At 39.0% G+C, this 16,859-nt stretch carries 14 protein-coding genes and 1 other annotated feature; of the genes, 4 read left to right on the top strand and 10 right to left on the bottom strand.

Translation table 11 applies throughout. From position 1 onward, the window contains the following. Positions 1–95 precede the first annotated feature (95 nt). The gene (locus tag J6L97_RS02765; protein WP_123811765.1) at positions 96–1,130 is read left to right on the top strand and encodes an IS30 family transposase; all 1,035 of its coding nucleotides are present in this window, start codon (positions 96–98) and stop codon (positions 1,128–1,130) included. Positions 1,131–1,485: 355 nt separating this feature from the next. Here the strand turns inward: J6L97_RS02765 and J6L97_RS02760 are convergent, their stop codons facing one another. Together J6L97_RS02760 and leuS are read right to left on the bottom strand one after the other, a co-directional pair. Next, the gene (locus tag J6L97_RS02760) at positions 1,486–3,132 is read right to left on the bottom strand and encodes a putative polysaccharide biosynthesis protein (protein ID WP_005723525.1); all 1,647 of its coding nucleotides are present in this window, start codon (positions 3,130–3,132) and stop codon (positions 1,486–1,488) included. A gap of 93 nt (positions 3,133–3,225) precedes the next feature. Beyond that, the gene (gene leuS, locus J6L97_RS02755; RefSeq protein WP_057726868.1) at positions 3,226–5,640 is read right to left on the bottom strand and encodes a leucine--tRNA ligase; all 2,415 of its coding nucleotides are present in this window, start codon (positions 5,638–5,640) and stop codon (positions 3,226–3,228) included. Positions 5,641–5,681: 41 nt separating this feature from the next. Then, positions 5,682–5,864, bottom strand: a binding site (T-box leader). Positions 5,865–5,929: 65 nt separating this feature from the next. On the opposite strand from leuS, the gene J6L97_RS02750 reads away from it, so the two are divergent. Then, positions 5,930–6,595: a phosphatase PAP2 family protein gene (locus J6L97_RS02750; RefSeq protein ID WP_054832932.1), complete on the top strand. Its 666-nt coding sequence runs from the start codon at positions 5,930–5,932 to the stop codon at positions 6,593–6,595. Positions 6,596–6,637: 42 nt separating this feature from the next. Here J6L97_RS02750 and J6L97_RS02745 read toward each other — a convergent pair whose 3' ends face one another. Next, positions 6,638–7,561: a LysR family transcriptional regulator gene (locus J6L97_RS02745; RefSeq protein WP_057726869.1), complete on the bottom strand. Its 924-nt coding sequence runs from the start codon at positions 7,559–7,561 to the stop codon at positions 6,638–6,640. A gap of 59 nt (positions 7,562–7,620) precedes the next feature. Then, on the bottom strand, positions 7,621–8,295 hold the full coding sequence (locus J6L97_RS02740; RefSeq protein ID WP_057726873.1) for an Rpn family recombination-promoting nuclease/putative transposase: 675 nt from the start codon (positions 8,293–8,295) through the stop codon (positions 7,621–7,623). A gap of 34 nt (positions 8,296–8,329) precedes the next feature. Here J6L97_RS02740 and J6L97_RS11325 point away from each other — a divergent pair, with 34 nt between their 5' ends. Then, entirely contained in the window at positions 8,330–8,425 is a 96-nt protein-coding gene (locus J6L97_RS11325) for an IS3 family transposase (protein ID WP_216786119.1), read from the top strand. Between the two features lie 70 nt (positions 8,426–8,495). Here the strand turns inward: J6L97_RS11325 and J6L97_RS02730 are convergent, their stop codons facing one another. Next, positions 8,496–9,716: an NAD(P)/FAD-dependent oxidoreductase gene (locus tag J6L97_RS02730; protein ID WP_013086779.1), complete on the bottom strand. Its 1,221-nt coding sequence runs from the start codon at positions 9,714–9,716 to the stop codon at positions 8,496–8,498. Between the two features lie 14 nt (positions 9,717–9,730). After that, on the bottom strand, positions 9,731–10,630 hold the full coding sequence (locus tag J6L97_RS02725; RefSeq protein ID WP_013086780.1) for a prenyltransferase: 900 nt from the start codon (positions 10,628–10,630) through the stop codon (positions 9,731–9,733). 59 nt (positions 10,631–10,689) lie between these two features. Between J6L97_RS02725 and J6L97_RS02720 the strand changes: the two genes are divergently transcribed. Further along, positions 10,690–11,679, top strand: a complete 990-nt coding sequence (locus tag J6L97_RS02720) for a polyprenyl synthetase family protein (RefSeq protein ID WP_005729410.1) — start codon at positions 10,690–10,692, stop codon at positions 11,677–11,679. On the opposite strand, the gene ubiE is transcribed toward J6L97_RS02720, so the two are convergent. From ubiE to cydB, 4 genes are read right to left on the bottom strand one after another with little or no spacing between them, the layout of a single operon-like run. Continuing rightward, on the bottom strand, positions 11,676–12,377 hold the full coding sequence (gene ubiE, locus J6L97_RS02715; protein WP_057726870.1) for a bifunctional demethylmenaquinone methyltransferase/2-methoxy-6-polyprenyl-1,4-benzoquinol methylase UbiE: 702 nt from the start codon (positions 12,375–12,377) through the stop codon (positions 11,676–11,678). The two genes, J6L97_RS02720 and ubiE, sit on opposite strands and share 4 nt — an antisense overlap. Before the next feature lie 9 nt (positions 12,378–12,386). Beyond that, positions 12,387–14,135: a thiol reductant ABC exporter subunit CydC gene (gene cydC / locus J6L97_RS02710; protein WP_057726871.1), complete on the bottom strand. Its 1,749-nt coding sequence runs from the start codon at positions 14,133–14,135 to the stop codon at positions 12,387–12,389. After that, positions 14,125–15,843 carry a thiol reductant ABC exporter subunit CydD gene (gene cydD / locus J6L97_RS02705; RefSeq protein WP_057726872.1) on the bottom strand — a complete coding sequence of 573 codons (1,719 nt, stop codon included), beginning with the start codon at positions 15,841–15,843 and terminating at the stop codon, positions 14,125–14,127. The genes cydC and cydD overlap by 11 nt, the downstream gene beginning before the upstream one ends. Beyond that, positions 15,843–16,859: a cytochrome d ubiquinol oxidase subunit II gene (cydB, locus tag J6L97_RS02700; RefSeq protein WP_013086785.1), complete on the bottom strand. Its 1,017-nt coding sequence runs from the start codon at positions 16,857–16,859 to the stop codon at positions 15,843–15,845. Before cydB ends, cydD begins: the two co-directional genes overlap by 1 nt.

Here is a 16,859-nt window from a genome sequence, read left to right as displayed (position 1 = left end):
CGGATTTAAAATTGAAGTGCAACACCAAGTGTTAAACAAAAAGGCCATGAAGACCTAAACTTGAAGTGACGAAAAATCAAGAAAGGAAGATCTTCATGACCAATTCAAATTCTAGCATTTCTAAGCACTATCATCAATTAACCAGCGTACAACGTGGACAAATTCAAGCAATGCTGGATTCCGGCATAACTTCCCGTACTGTTATCGCTCAAGAAGTCGGCTGCCATAAGTCGACAATCAGTCGCGAAATCAAACGCGGAAGCGTCCTGCAAAGAGACAGCAGCTATTTATTGTATGAGCACTATTACGCTGATACTGCACAGCTTTATTATGAGAAGCGTCGCAAAAACTGCTATCAGCGCAATCCATTGAAGCATTATGCTGTCTTTTTGAGAATGCTCTCCAGACGCTTCAAAGCTAAATTTGATGCCACCAGCATCGATGAATTCGTTGGTGAATTCAAAAGGACTATGCCAGGCTACCCTTGTCCCAGCACACCAACTGTCTATCGCTATATTGATCAGGGCTTGCTGGACATAAGCAATATTGATCTGCCTATGAAGCTCAAAAGACGCAGGAACAAGCGTCATCACGGCCAGAGCGGTCATGCTTTGCACAAGAAGAATCTTGGCAATTCCATTGAACAGCGTCCTAAAGAGATTGAAGACAGAAAAACGCCGCTGCACTGGGAAGGAGATCTGGTTAAAGGCGTCAGACGCAAGAATCAGCCTGCTTTAATGACTTTGACCGAAAGAACCACACGCTTTGAAGTAGTTATCAAGATTCCTGACTATCGGGCAAGCACATGCCAAAGGCTGCTTCAAAATGAGATTGACAGACATCCTGCCTGGTTTAAATCGATCACGTTTGACAATGGCTCTGAGTTTGCGGATATGACCAAGATCAAAGGCTGCCAGATCTACTTCGCCCACCCATATTCTCCATGGGAAAGAGGCACCAATGAGAACTGCAATGGACTTCTGCGTCAATTCTTCCCTAAAGGCAAAAGCATGAAAGATAAGTCAGCTGCTTATGTTCAACAGGCAACTGATGCCATTAACCGCAAACATCGTCGAATCCTTCAATATCACACAGCAGAAGAACTCTTCAAGCAATATATTTCCTCATAGCCTAACTGTTGCACTTAATTTGACAATTCAGGATTTTCTTAATACGGTTATTCTTAGATACCATATTCAAAATCCTCCTAATTTACATCCTTATTAAGCATTAATCTATGACACACACTTTTTGCGGCGGCGTATCTCGATATCACTCAAATAACATCTGCAATTTATTTCTACATCAATTATATTAACACAAAAAATCATTTCCGTTAATACACTTAGTCCTTGATTATTGCTGTGTTATTTAAATAGAGAACTTACTTTTCTTTTGACACCTTTATCATAGATCAAATAAGTAATTTTTTATAATTAAATAAAAAAGAAAATCAAACTGCCATCACAACAGTTTGATTTTCTTTTATTTATCCATATGTAGTCTAACTAAAATACTTTCTACCTTACTACCTAAGACACTTTGTGCTAACCCTGTCTTCAATGTCACCAAGCCATAAAAGACAATCCCAGCACCTACAGCTACAATTACTAGCACCAATGCAGTAAATCTATGATCAGGATTAAGGAACTTGCCTAGTCCCATTTCACACAATTTAACTACAAGGAACATACCAATTGAAAATGCGGTAACTCCAGCTAATCTCCTACTAGTTCGATTCAAATTAAAATCATACTGCACTTCCAAATGTTTTAAAGAAAGTGCCACAATAATTAATAAACCTAAATTAGTAGCAACTAGTGGACCATATACCTTAAATAGGAAAATCATTGGATATTGCAGGATCCCTTTTAAAATCAATCCTAGAACCAAGTACTTAATAGCCAGCCCATTTTCTGAAAGACCTTGCAAAATCGCCATCAACACCGTAAATAATCCTAAACTAATCGCGGTAAATGACGACAGATATAATACGTTGCTCCCCAATAGATCTGGGCCATAGAAAACTGTATAAATGGGTCTACTAATGGCGGCCATTCCAAAAGCGGCTGGAATCATTACAAATAAAAACAAATCCATCGTGTTAGCAATCTGCTTTGAAATGCTCTTATAGTCTCCCCTAGTATGCGCAGCCGATAATAGCGGAATCGCCGTTACTGCCATCGCACTTGCCAAAGAGACAATAATCATAATCAATTTATTAGCATTCAAGCCAAACAAGGCATACCAATCTTCAATTGTATCTGAACTAGCGTGAACTAGGCTTGCAATCATTGGGTGGAACGTATACTGATCAACCAACGAGAACAAGGTAATTCCTGAATCAATAATAATAAAAGGAATAGCCTGTTCAATAATTTCCATGAATAATTCAGTCGTAGAAACATGGATTCTATTATTTGAATGTTCAACTAGATAATTCAATTGATTTCTGCGCGAAAATAGAAACCATATCAGCAAACCAATTCCAAATAGCGCCCCAATCGCAGCGGCCAAGTTGGATTGAATAACTGCATGCACATATGAGCCATGTTGAATTTGCATAATCACAAATGCAGTTAAGAGCATCCAGACCACCCGGGCAAATTGTTCAACAAACTGTGACATCGCACTCGGCATCATATCGGCATATCCTTGGAAGTATCCTCGCATAATACTTAAGATAGGAATAATCAAGATCGCATAAGATAGGCTGCGCATAACCGCAACCTGCCTCGGATCACTTTGACTACCATTAGATGCTAATAGCGGCGAAGCAAAATACATAATTGCAGCAGATACGATCCCCAAGATGGACATTAAAATTAAGCCTTTACGAAACAACTTACGGCCAATCCCATATTCGTTTAGTGCATTATACTTGGCTACCTGCTTAGCAATTGCTCCTGGAATTCCGGCTGTCGAGATTAAGATAAAAATTGTATAAATGTTATAACTACGCGCAGTCAAAGCATTGGCAATATTGCCGTAGGAGCCCATCCAGGCATACCACGGAATAATATACAAAGCACCCAAAATTCTCGAGGCAATTGAGCCAAAGGTCATCCAAGCGGAACCTTTTAGAAAAGTATTTTGTGTATCTTTGCTATTTAAGTTATTTTCTTCTTCCATGAAATTTTTCCCAATATATGAATTAACTATTTAATTGTCACGCAATTTGAACAATAAAGTAAAGCTCTATTGTTCTTTTAGGAAAAATTTTACTTATTTAGCAACGATATTAACGATCTTGTTTGGAACGACAATAACCTTCTTGACGTCTTTACCTTCTAAGAACTTCTTAACGTGTTCAATTTCCATAGCTTGTTTTTGCACGTCATCGCGATCGGCGTCCTTAGGAGCTTGGAACTTGCCACGGAGCTTACCGTTAACTTGAACCATAATTTCTACAGTTGATTCAACTAGCTTAGCTGGATCGTAAGTTGGCCACTTAGCATAAGTAATTGATTCATCATGACCAAAGACTTGCCAAATTTCTTCCATCATATGTGGTGCAACTGGAGCCAAAAGCTTAACAAAGCCTTCTGCGTATTCCCGTGGAATAGTCTTAGCCTTTTGAGCCGCATTCATGAAGACCATCATTTGACTAATTGCAGTGTTAAAGTGGAGTGCATCGAAGTCTTCGGTAACCTTCTTGACTGTCTCAGCATAAACTTTATCAAGCGTACCATCGTTTTCGTCAACGATTCTTTCTTGTGGAATTGCCTTAAGATCAAGATCATTCACAAACAAACGCCATACACGATCTAAGAACTTCTTAGTTGAAGCTGGACCATTGTCATCCCAGTCGATTGAAGCATCAAGTGGGCCCATGAACATTTCGTACATTCTAAGTGAGTCAGCACCGTATTCGTCAATCACATCATCTGGGTTAACAACGTTACCCTTTGACTTAGACATCTTTTCATGGTTCTTCAAGATTAGACCTTGATTGTACAGTCTTTGGAATGGTTCCTTGGTTGGAACAACACCCAAGTCATAAAGAACCTTGTGCCAGAATCTTGCATAAAGTAGGTGACGTACTGCGTGTTCTGCCCCACCAATGTACAAGTCAACTGGAAGCCACTTTTTAAGCAAATCGTAGTCAGCTAATTCCTTATCATTATGTGGATCAACGTAACGCAAGTAGTACCAGCTAGAACCAGCCCAGTTAGGCATCGTGTTGGTTTCACGCTTACCTTTTCTACCGTTTTCGTCAACAACATCTACCCAGTCAGTCAAGTTAGCAAGTGGACTTTCTGGCGTACCGGATGGCTTAATGTCAGTTGCATGTGGCAAGCGAAGTGGCAATTGATCTTCTGGTACAAGTGAAGTCGTACCATCTTCCCAGTGGATTACTGGAATTGGTTCACCCCAGTAGCGTTGACGAGAGAAGTCCCAATCACGCAACTTGTAGTTGACCTTCTTCTTACCGCAGTTATGGTCCTCAAGCCATTCAATCATGCGCTTCTTGGCTTCTTCGTTGTCTAAGTCATCTAAGAATTCAGAATTAAAGTGCTTGCCATTGCCGGTGAAGGCTTCCTTTTCAATATTGCCGCCTTCAATAACTGGATTAATTGGCAAACCAAACTTAGTTGCAAAAGCATAATCACGATCATCATGAGCTGGAACAGCCATTACGGCACCAGTGCCGTAACTTGCTAAAACATAGTCAGAAATCCAAATTGGAACTTCTTTACCATTTACTGGGTTAATTGCATAAGCCCCAGTGAAGACACCAGTTTTATCCTTATTAAGATCAGTTCTCTCAAGGTCAGATTTTGATTCAATCTTCTTAATATAAGCATCAACTGCTTCTTTTTGTTCAGGGGTCGTAATTTCTTGCACTAATTTACTTTCTGGAGCAAGAACAGTGTAAGAACAACCAAACAAAGTATCTGGACGAGTGGTAAAGACATCAAAAGTCTTGTCACTATCCTTTACCTTAAAAGTAACTTGTGCACCTTCCGAACGACCGATCCAGTTACGCTGCATTTCCTTAACTGGTTCTGGCCAATCTAAGTCATCGAGATCTTCCAACAAGCGATCGGCATATGCGGTCATCTTAAGCATCCATTGACGCATATTCTTACGATATACTGGGTAGCCACCGCGCTCGGTTTTACCATCAATAACTTCTTCATTAGCCACAACAGTACCTAAATCTGGTGACCAGTTAACAGGAACTTCAGCTTCATATGCCAAGCCCTTTTTGTACATTTGTTCAAAAACCCATTGCGTCCACTTGTAGTAATTTGGATCTGAGGTGGTTACTTCACGGTCCCAATCATATGAGAAACCCAATTTATTCAATTGACGCTTAAAGTTAGCAATATTGTTCTTAGTAACAACTTCTGGATCTTCGCCAGTCTTTAACGCATATTGTTCAGTTGGTAAACCAAATGCATCCCAGCCCATTGGGTGAAGCACATTATAGCCTTGTGCACGCTTCATTCTTGAAACGATATCAGTTGCAGTATATCCTTCTGGGTGACCTACGTGAAGTCCCTTGCCAGATGGGAATGGGAACATATCCAATGCATAATAATTCTTCTTATCAGGGTCAGTGCCTGTCTTAAAAGTATCGTGCTTTGCCCAATAATCTTGCCATTTCTTTTCAATTACTTTGTGGTTATACAAAATACTTCTCCTTTACTATTAAAAAACGCCCTATGAAAAAATCATAGGACGAATCATCGCGGTACCACCTAAGTTTCACAATTTGTGACACTTAATTGCTCCTTAACGCGGATGGCAACGCTAGGTTTCTTCAACACGAGACGAGTTCACAATCCTATTTTAAGACTTCACAGCAGCCAGCCTCTCTCTGAAAAAATATTCTTGTTACTACTTCTCGACCTTTATTTTCTTATAGATAATGATTATAATTTACCACAAATGCTAAAAAATACAAGAGGGGAGTACTTTTTTGATTAATACGAAACGACCACCTAAGGACACCCTAATACCTGGTATCTGCTTCGTGGTTATTTATGCTGTCTGGGCCGCACTGGTTTCATCCGGCTCACAATTTATTCACAATTTTGATAATGCTGTGGTCAGCATTGTTTGCAACAATAATCCAGCTAATGTCGCTTTTGCTAAAGATTTTACTAATCTCGGCAATACAAGCGTGATCACAATTGAAACAATCATTGTTTTCATAGTTTTACTGGTCTTTAAGCAATATGCATACGCTTGGTTTACCGCTGGTGTCATGATCTGTGCTAATGGCTATAATTGGATTGTCAAGCACGCGGTGATGCGGCAGCGTCCAACGGTCAAGCACTTAGTTTATGCGGATGGTTATAGTTTTCCATCGGGGCACTCAGTTGGTAGCGCGGCGCTATTTGGTGTTTTGATTATCCTAACTATTCTGCTAATCAAGAGCAAGTTTTGGAAAACGCTGTTGATTATTATCTGGGCTTTATTCCCACTGATGATTGGCTACACCAGAATTTTCGTCCACGTGCATTATCCATCTGATGTATTCGGCGGTTGGATTGAAGGAATTACCTTTGTACTGCTTGGTTATTCCTTCCTCTATCACTTCTACATTGAGCCGAAGATGATCGACATGAAACGAAAACAATAGAAATCAAAGCAATTTAAAAGGCATCACATGATGCCTTTTTCTTTATCCTATTTTTGCTTGTAAACGCGTCTTTTGAAAAATTGAAATTAGGTTTTCTAATGCTGGCGACTTTTCACCGCTTTTGCTAGCAATGAAAAAGACAACATCCATTAACTTTCGATCTAGTGGCAACAAGTTAATTGGCGTTTGTTCCATTCTTCTGATAATACTTGCCGAAGAAATGGTAATACCCACGCCGTGAATTGCTAAGTTAGTTGCAGTAATAATACTATTAGACTCCATCACAATATTTTTTTCGAGTCTTAATCTCTGAAATAAGCCATTAACTTGATGCCGGATAGCTGAACCAGGTGAACTCAACACTAAAGGCTCCTGCAGTACCTCTTTTAGATCAGGTTCATCCGAATTTAAGATAAACTTTCCTGCTTGGTAATATGGTGAGGCTGGCGAAATCACTACGTAATAGCGTTCCCCGCCACCCGCAACCACATCTAAACTCGAGTCAAGTGCTTCTGGCGTCTGACCAATATAACAATCCAGCTCGCCATTAAGCAATCTTCTTTCATTTTCTCTGGGGAAATTTTCAAATAGCTGAATCTTGACGTTGGGGTTTTCTTGCAAAAATTGCGGCAAAATTTCTGGCAATAAATATGTACCTAAGCTCTCTAAAATGCCGATTTTAATTATCTGTTGGTCAGGATGAGTATATGCCTCCAGCTTGCGCCCTAATTGCTGTTTATTATATGAAACATTCTCCAAATATTGGTAGTAAATTAAGCCTGCAGGAGTTAACGTGTAGGGTCTTTCATCTCGGTTGATGATCTTGGTGCCTAATTTTTTCTCAATTCGTCCAATTAGCTGCGTTAAATAAGGCTGGGAAATATATAATTCTTTAGCTGCCCTAGTAAAGTTACTCTCTTTTAGCAGAACATCTAAAAAATGTTGTAATTCTTCAGGATTATTCATGATCAAGCCCCCGTTATCTAAAAAATGATAGCTTCACAGCTATCATTATATCTTATCGACTAGGCGTTTTTCACAAAGTCTGCTAGTTCTTCTTCAGAAAATTCATTGCCATAATCTTGTTCTAATTCTTGCAAGATTTGCTTGGGACTGCGCTTCATCCTTCTAAGCATGTTAATCGTTTTATGGATTGCTGCAACAGTTGCCTCATGCATGCCTTCCTCCATGCCAAGCTGCTTTGCTGCTTCTGCTACTTCTTCTGTGTTCATGACGTGTTGCCTCCATTCTTCGGTTCTACGATAATTGTTCATCGACTTTTTGATTCGACTGACGAGTTTTCCATTTGAAGTTGGCTTGCCTTCAATCATGCGATAAAGGTCATCAAGCTCAGGTCTGATCTCGCCTTTTGTTCCTTTTGTGTTTAAATATATTATCGCAGAATCGTCATTTAATTCAACTGACGGGTCTTCCTTAGCAGTATAAACAAAAGTATATCGCTTCAAGCCTTTTCCTTTGGGATCAAACGGCAGAATAAAAATTACATATGCAGCGTGCAGCTCGCCATATTCTTGTTTTCGTCGTAAAAAGCCATCTTCCATCATCTTGAACAGGTATTGCCTGGCTCGTTTATCCATGTCTGCTTTATGCGCGACCTGCATTTCCACATTGTAACGCCTGCCTCTGCTATCCGTAATCAGGACATCAAGAATCGAAACTTTATCTTCTTGGTGTGGCATAAAATGGCGCAACTTCACACTTTAGTCCTAATACATTCATTACTACAATCATGATAGAATTAAAACAGTACTAAAAAACCATACTCCGATAGAATATCGAAATATGGTTTTAAATAAAGCAGTTCAATAATATGTCCCAAATTTGGGGGTTCATATCAAATCAAACTGAAGTGATTTTTTATTCTCTTTTATTTTCAATTTTAGTGATAGAAGTCAAATTGACCAATCGCCATTGTTTCTTTAATACCACCAGTTTCAAGAACCGACTTATCAATGGTAATCTTCTTAAGAGTTGCTGCAAAGTATCCTTTAAAAGCATGCCCCATTGCCAATCCTGCGGCTTCTGAATTACCCAAGTTAACTACTACACCTAAGTCATGGTAAGCATATTTATCCGGTCTAGTTTGACCCATAATTCTGCTTTTAATATCTTTTGCAGCGTAGTTAGCCATTGAAAGAGCCAATTGACCAGTGTTAGGATATGGCCATTTCTTACCAGGAACCATGACGCTTGAAACATCGCCTAAGACGTAGATATCATCACTTTCTGGCGCGGTTAAATGATCACCAACCATGACCCGACCACGACGGTTCTTAAATCCAGATGCCTCAATTACTGGACTGCCACTAAAGCCCATCATCCAGATTCTAGTACCTGCCTTAATTTCTTGCAGTTCAGCATTGTCTTTTTCATTAGCCATTTTATACAAAACCGAGGTAGAGGTTACTTCATTAACATAAGCTGGCTTAATAATTTCGACTTTATTTTTCTTAATTGTGTTTAAAGCGTAATCAAGCAATTTACCTTGGAACATTGGCAAAAGACGTGGCGAACCATCAATCATTCTGATGGTAATTTCATCTGGTTGGGCGCCAGCCATTTGAGCTAGTTCTGGGCGAACCTTTGCAATGGCATTTCCTAATTCAATTGCTTGAAAACCTGCCCCACAAATTACTACTGACAGGTGTTTAGAATCATGGTCTTGGCGATAAGCTTTCATTTCAGCATAAAGGTGGTCGCGAATAGCTTCAGCTTGTTTTACATTGCTCATTGGCAAAGCATTTTCGGTTACACCTTTAATGCCCATATTGCTCAAGGTAAAGCCTAAGCCAACAACACAATAGTCATATTTAAGTGGAGCATGATCCTTTAACTCAACTGTTTTATCAGCAATATTAACTTTTTCAACTTCATCCGTAATCACAGTAGTCATCTTCGGATTAATTACATCATTAATTTCATATGACATCCCAGTGTAGGGAATTTCGCCAGTAGCCACTTCATATAAGCGAATTGTTTCGTAGTGGTATGGATTACGGTCAACCAAGATAATCTTAACTTGTTCACGCAACTTCTTTTGCAAAGCGACAACTGTTTTCAAGCCGGCAAAACCAGCACCTAAAACTACAACTGTTTTCATAATTTTCAACCTCTCTAAAATAGAATTCCTAAAAAGTAAGTTATTAAGTAAGTCAGTGAACCAACTAGCAACGTTTTTACTCCTGTGATAAATGTCTCTGTCTTAACTTGCTTGCCAATTAAGATCTTGTTCTGCTTATAAACGAACGGTACAATTATTACTGTTAACCAAACCGTCTTAGGAGCAATTCCCAAGAACGGTAGGAGGAAGATTACCAAAAATGCTAAAATATTTTTGACACTAAAAGCAATCAAGCCACCTTTTTTACCAATAAAGTGAATAATTGTGGTGCGGTGATTATCCTCGTCCTCTTGGGCATCGCATAAGTTATTAGCTAGCATTAAATTAGAAATCCATAATTCATCAGCTAAAGCTAATAAGAAGATACGACCGATTGTGATCCAGTTCCAATCAAAAGCTTGAAAACTATTGATATAAACACTGAGCAGGACAATCATGAAGCCCATTGTGAAACCAGAGAACAATTCACCTAGTGGCAAGCTAGAAATAGGATGCGGACCAAATGAATATAAATAACCAACCATAAAACAGAACAAGCCCATCCACAATACAGGCAAGCCTACTTTAGCGACTAGATACAAACCTAATAAAATTGCAATAAGACTAAAGGAAATAATTAATCCCAGAACTAAATTAGGTGAAATATTTTCTCGCCCGATAATGTTAGTCTTCTCTTGGTAATTCTTGCTATCTGCGTGATAATAATCACAGTAGTTATCAAACATATCTACTACCATGTTAAATAGTAGCATTGCAATGAAGAAGACTAGGGCAAATCCCCAGTTAACCTGGTGATAATAATACACGCTGTAGCACATCCCTAAGAAAAAGGGAATGACACTAGCGGTTTTTGCTTTAATCTCAATTAATTCTAAAAATACACTTAATGACATCGATCCACATCCTTTCAAAGGATCACTATTCTGTTAACTCTATTATAAGGAAATCTATCATGAATAACTCTCAACCTTGGCAAAAATATCCACTTATTCGTAAACCGCTTGAAGAAGTTAATCAATTAATTCAGGCAACCATCCGCACTCCATATTCAGACTTGCAAGATGCACTCCTTGAAATGGCTAGTAACGGTGGTAAATATTTACGGCCTAGTTTACTAATTTTGTCAGCTCAAATTGCTAGCAAAAAAGAAACTGTATCAAAACAAATTATTCAACTTGCCTCATCAATCGAAATTTTGCATATGGCCTCATTAATTCATGATGATATCATTGACGATTCTGACGAGCGCCGCGGTAAAATTAGCATCCAAGCCCGTTTTGGCAAAGACACCGCAGTTTACGCTGGCGACTTGCTTTTTACGCACTTTTTTGACCTAATTTTGAACGCCATTTCCGAACAAGATTACATGATCAAAAATGCTCACACAATGCATCATTTACTGGCTGGCGAATTAGGCCAAATGGCTGAACGTTTTAACCTAAGCCAAGATTTCAACGACTACTTAACTAATGTTAAAGGAAAGACAGCTGCACTTTTTCGTTTAGCTGCCGAAGAAGGGAGTCATTTTGGCAATGGAGATGAGCAAACTACTCAAGCTTTAGCCTCCTTTGGTGAAAACTTAGGCATTGCTTTTCAAATTGTTGACGACATTCTTGATTACACTGGCGGTAAGCACCTGAACAAGCCAACGCTAGAAGATTTGACTACCGGCGTCTACTCTCTACCTATTCTGCTAGCTCTTAGCAAAAAGGAATTACGAGAGCAATTAGTACCGCTACTTGAAAAAAAGCGACAAATGAGCAAAAACGATATCGAACAAATCCAAAAGATTTTGCTAAACAGCTCAGTCATTGAAGAAACTCATGCCTTAGCTGAACAATATACTAATCGGGCATTAGCTAACTTAGCCCAACTGCCGCAAACTAATGCGACCGTCTTGCTCAAAAAGATGACGCGTAAATTAGTCAATCGAACGCTTTAATCTTTGCGTCCTACATGAATCGCACCTGCACCGTAAGTTAACTTAGTAACCGCTACTCGAGTAAAACCATTTTGCTCAAGTAGCTTTTTTAATTGCTCAGCCGAGAGAAATTCTTTACTTGTTTTTGACAAATACTGGTAGTCCTTGATATTACCGTGTGTCAACTTAGCAAAATACGGAAAAATTTTAAAATAAGCTTGCCAGCCCAATTTAACTAATGCATTAGTGGGCTGAGACATTTCTAAAACAGCAAATTGCCCACCTGGCTTAAGTACACGATAGCTTTCTTGTATTGTTTTGGCCGCATTAGGAACATTGCGTAGACCAAAACAAATAGTTACACAATCAAAACTATTAGCTGCAAAAGGTAAATTCATTGCATCCCCTGCAATCAACTTTATCTTGGACTGCAGCTGCTTTTGACGAATCTTTTTTTGGGCAATCTTCAACATCTCCTGGTTAAAATCTAGACCAGTCACTAATTTAGCTTTTTTAGCCAAATCAATAGTTGAATCAGCGCTACCACAACACAAATCTAAGCAAATAGAATTTTTATTTAAATCTAACTGCCGTAAAAATTTCTTACGCCAACTCTTTTGAATCCCTAAACTAACAATATTATTCATCAAATCATACTTAGGCGCGACCCTAGTAAACAGGTCATGCACATCTTGTTCTGGCACTTTATTCGTTAGCATAATGAACCTCTATAATCCTAAATCAGCCTTTTTCAATTCACGATAACGCGGCTCTGTCTGCCATAATTTTTCCGGTGTACCCTGCATATTAATTTGTCCATCTTCAATAAAAATTACTTGATCCATCTGATCAATTCCTTGCAAGTGGTGTGTAATCCAAATTAAAGTTTTACCGGATAATTCCTTAATAAACATATTAATTACAGCTTGCTCCGTAATTGGATCCAAGCCAACTGTTGGCTCATCAAGTAAGACAATTGGCGTATTCTTCAGTAAGATTCGCGCTAAGGCTAAACGATGGCGTTCACCACCTGAAAAGCGTAATCCTGCCTCATCTACCTTCGTATCAAGACCATCCGTTAATTTCTGAACCATTTCGGCCAAACCGACTCGGCGTAAAACATCCCATAATTGTTCATCTGTGGCATCTTCATTACCTAACCGCAAGTTATTAGCAATCGTGGTATTGAACAAGTACGGCGTTTGATTGATGATACTAAAATAGTTGGACATTTGATCACCAAACTTGCTAGTATCAATTCCATTTAAAGTTACTCGGCCTTTAGTAGGTACTCGATCACCTCTGAGCAAGGCAGCTAAAGTACTTTTACCCGCACCACTACGACCCAAAATAGCAATCTTTTCACCATCATGTATATTTAAGTTGATCCCATGCAAAACCTCTTTATTAGTTTGAGGGTAGGCATAATGCACATCAGTTAATACTAAATTAAACGGTGCGGTTAATTTGATTGGTTTATGCTTAGTCCGATCAGGAGCTGGCAAATTATTCAAACGCTTAAGCGAATCTTTGTAGATATTCGTCTCTTGAGCAGCAGTCGGCAAACTGGCAAAAGCCTCAACAGTCGGGAATAATGCCAAAGCAAATGCCGCAATCCAATTAGTATAATAAGTTGAACGCCCGCCAAATCTGGCAGCACCCCAAATTACTAGGCTCACAATTACCAACACCCAGAAGATTTGTAAAACAAAGTCGCGCCAGCGATCAAATTTTTTCATCTTCGCGTTGATTTGCAAAAATTTATCTTGATCATTGACGTGCAAGGCCAAGTATTCTTTGCTGCGGCCAGACAAAATCCAGTCATCTACTCCCATCACATTATCAGTCAAGTCAACGTAGAGCTTGTCTTGAACCGTTTTTTCATAGCTTTGCCGCGCACCATTGATTAAAACTGACCAAATAGGAATAGCGAAAATAATTAGGAAAAACAGGATCAACATCCAAATGCCCATCAGTGGGGAAATGATGCCTAAGCCAATTACGATAATTGCATACAAGCCCCAAGCTACAAACATTGGAAAGATCGTTCTTAGGTAAAAGTTTTGAATATGGCTGACATCATCAGACAAAAGTCCCAGAATATTTCCTAGCTGATACTTACTATTAAAAATAGTCGCATCGCGCTCCAATGAGTCATAAAGCTGTTGTCTAAATTTGGAGGTCATTTTGAGCACCCAATTGTGACTAACCAGCCGCTCAAAATAACGGACAGCTGGCCGCGTAATCCCAAATGCTCTAGTTAAGACAATTGGCACATAGATTAACAAAATATTTTCAGGTTTGGCTGCTGAGCGACTGATCAAATAACCAGCACAGAACATCAAGCCCCCACCACAGACAAAAGTTAAAATGCCCAGTGCAATCGCCAAAATCAACGTTTTACGATATTTTTCCAAATATGGGCGAACCCAACGATCATTTTTTAATGCTCTTAAAACCGGAATCTTATTGATCATTGTTTTCACCTCTCATTCCTGCCATTAACTTGCAGAAGTAGCCTTGATTCTTTTGCAGTTGCTCATAACTTCCTTGCTCAACCAATTGACCGTGATCCATCACTAGAATATAGTCCATTTCTTTTAACCAATGCAGTCTGTGAGTCGCAAAGAAGACCAGTTTATTTTGCATTAATGGCATCATCCGCTTCTTTAAGTCAATTTCTGTTTCGATATCTAAGTGAGCAGTCGGCTCATCGAAGATCATAATTTTTCGCTTAGGATCCAAAAATGCTCTCGCTAAGGCAATTCTTTGTGACTGACCTCCAGACAAGACACGCTTACCGCGGCCAATCACCGTATCAAGTCCGTTAGGCAAATCATTTAACAAGGCATCCAGACCCATGATATGAATCGCCTGCTTAATTTCATCATCACTTGCCTGCGGATTATAAAAAGCAATATTTTCACGCAAGCTCTTAGTAAAAACGTATGGCTCCTGCGGAATATAGGTCATTTGACGCTGCCAAGCAGGAATATTCATGGTCGTAGTTTTCTGCCCTTGTAGTTCAATTTGCGCTTGATCCGGAGTCAAAAAGCCGCTGAGCAGGTTAATTAAACTAGTTTTACCAGATCCGCTCATTCCGATAATGCCAATTTTCTTGAATCCTTGGACTTGTAATGAAACCGGTCCAATTTCGGTTTCCTTTTGATAAGTAAACTTCAAGTTCTTGATCTTCAATTGATCTTGAGCTGACCAAGTTTTTAAAGGTAAATCATTAGTTTTTTCCTCTGGCAGATTAATCAATTCGTTGATCCGCTTAAAGGCATTTTTACCATTCAAGGTTGCATGGAAATCCCCCGCAAAATCTCGAATTGGCAAAAAATAATCTGGCGCCAGAATCAGAATTCCTAAAGCAGGAAAAAGTGCAATTTTACCATTCATCAAGTCAAAACCAAGAAAAACAGCAATGATTGCAATAGACAAGGTAGTGAAAAAGTCTAAGGCAAAAGTTGAAAGCATTGCTACTTTTAGCACCGCCATCGTCTTTTTTCTAAAACCCTCACTCAAGTTAAAAATTGACTTGGAATATCTTTTACTCAGGCCTAAATACTTCAGCGTATCAATTCCCCTTAAAGAATCAATAAAGTTATTAGATAAAACCTGAAAGTTACCAAATTGTTTAATTGCTCGATCCTGTGCAGCATGACCTAGGATAATCATGAATAAGACAATTAAAGGATACATGACTAGCAGAATCACAGCTGATGTCCAGCTTAAAAACAGCATGCCGACAAAGATTAAAACTGGCACAATCATCATTGTTAAAACTTTGCTGTAGATTAACTTGATGTATTGCCTGACCTCATCAACACCATCTAGGGACATAGTAATCAAACTACCGGTTCCTTGTTTTTGTACTAAAGCCTGTCCATCACGAAAGACTTTATTTAAGAGCTGCTGTCTTAATTCTTCTGCAACCCGACCGGAATATTTTTCTAACATTGAATCTCTCAGTGTGCTGATCAATTGTCTGGCGATAAAGCAAGCTGCAAAAGTAATTAGTAGTAGCCAATCGAGAGGTTGACCTGCCCACAATTTGCTTAAGACTGACGCTAGTGCCAAGGCTTGTCCTACTATAAAAAAAGCTTGCAGAATCTCAAGCCCTGCAAGTTTTTTTAAGATTGAACCAGCGCCATCAATTTTAAATAGCTGTTTATCAATCATTATTTAACCTCTCCGATTCTTGGCATTGAAATCCGCTTGCGGAAAATCCAATATGCCCAGATGGTGTAAGCCAAGACACATGGTACCAAGATGCAAGTAGCAACAGTCATAACAATCAAAGTGTAGTTAGATGATGATGCACTATGAATAAGCAAATCATACTTGCTACTGATTGATGAAATCATTACTCTTGGGAATAAGCCACAGAAGATTAATGCAACCAATGAGATCAGAGTTAATCCACTGCAAGCTAAAGCCATTCCTTGCTTATTGATAAAGGTAGCTACATGTGCTGCCACAGAGAAGCCGACAATTAATACTAAACATATTAAAGTTGCAATTGGATGTACTCTCATGAAGTCGGTTTGGAAAATCAATAATAAAGCAAAGACCACTTCACCGACGTAGAGTACCCAGTATAAAGCTTGTGCATAGTTTTGTGCTCTATCTGAAATAACGCCCTTAGTTTTAATAGTAATATAGTTTAAGCCGTGTAAATAGCAAAGAAGTGTTAAAGCAATACCACCAACGATTGAGAACCAGTTAAAGTAGTCAAAGAAGCTAGCTGAAATATTGCCTTTAGCATCGATTGGCATCCCTTTAATCATTGAGATAAACATTACCCCAAAGAGAAAGGTGGCCATTACGCTACCGATCGCCATTGCATTATCCCAAATATTCTTTTGATATGGAGCACATTTTGCTCTAAATTCAAATGACACACCACGAATAATTAAGCCAACTAAGATCAATAATAAAATTAAATAGTAACCTGAGAATAAGGTTGCATACCAGTATGGGAATGATGCAAACATTGCACCACCAGCAGTAATCAACCAAACTTCATTACCATCCCAAACTGGTCCAATTGTGCTAACAATTTGATCTCTTTCAGGTTCATTATGAGCTAATGTCTTCACAGCCATTCCTACCCCGAAGTCAAATCCATCGAGGAAGAAGAAGCCTGAGAACAATACTCCAATTAAAATGAACCAAAGTATTTGTAAAAATGACAT

The sequence above is a fragment of the Lactobacillus crispatus genome, assembly GCF_018987235.1.
Classification (GTDB): Bacteria; Bacillota; Bacilli; order Lactobacillales; family Lactobacillaceae; genus Lactobacillus; species Lactobacillus crispatus.
The sequence above is the reverse complement of the archived record's forward strand: the minus strand, read 5'-3'. Positions and strand labels throughout refer to the sequence as shown.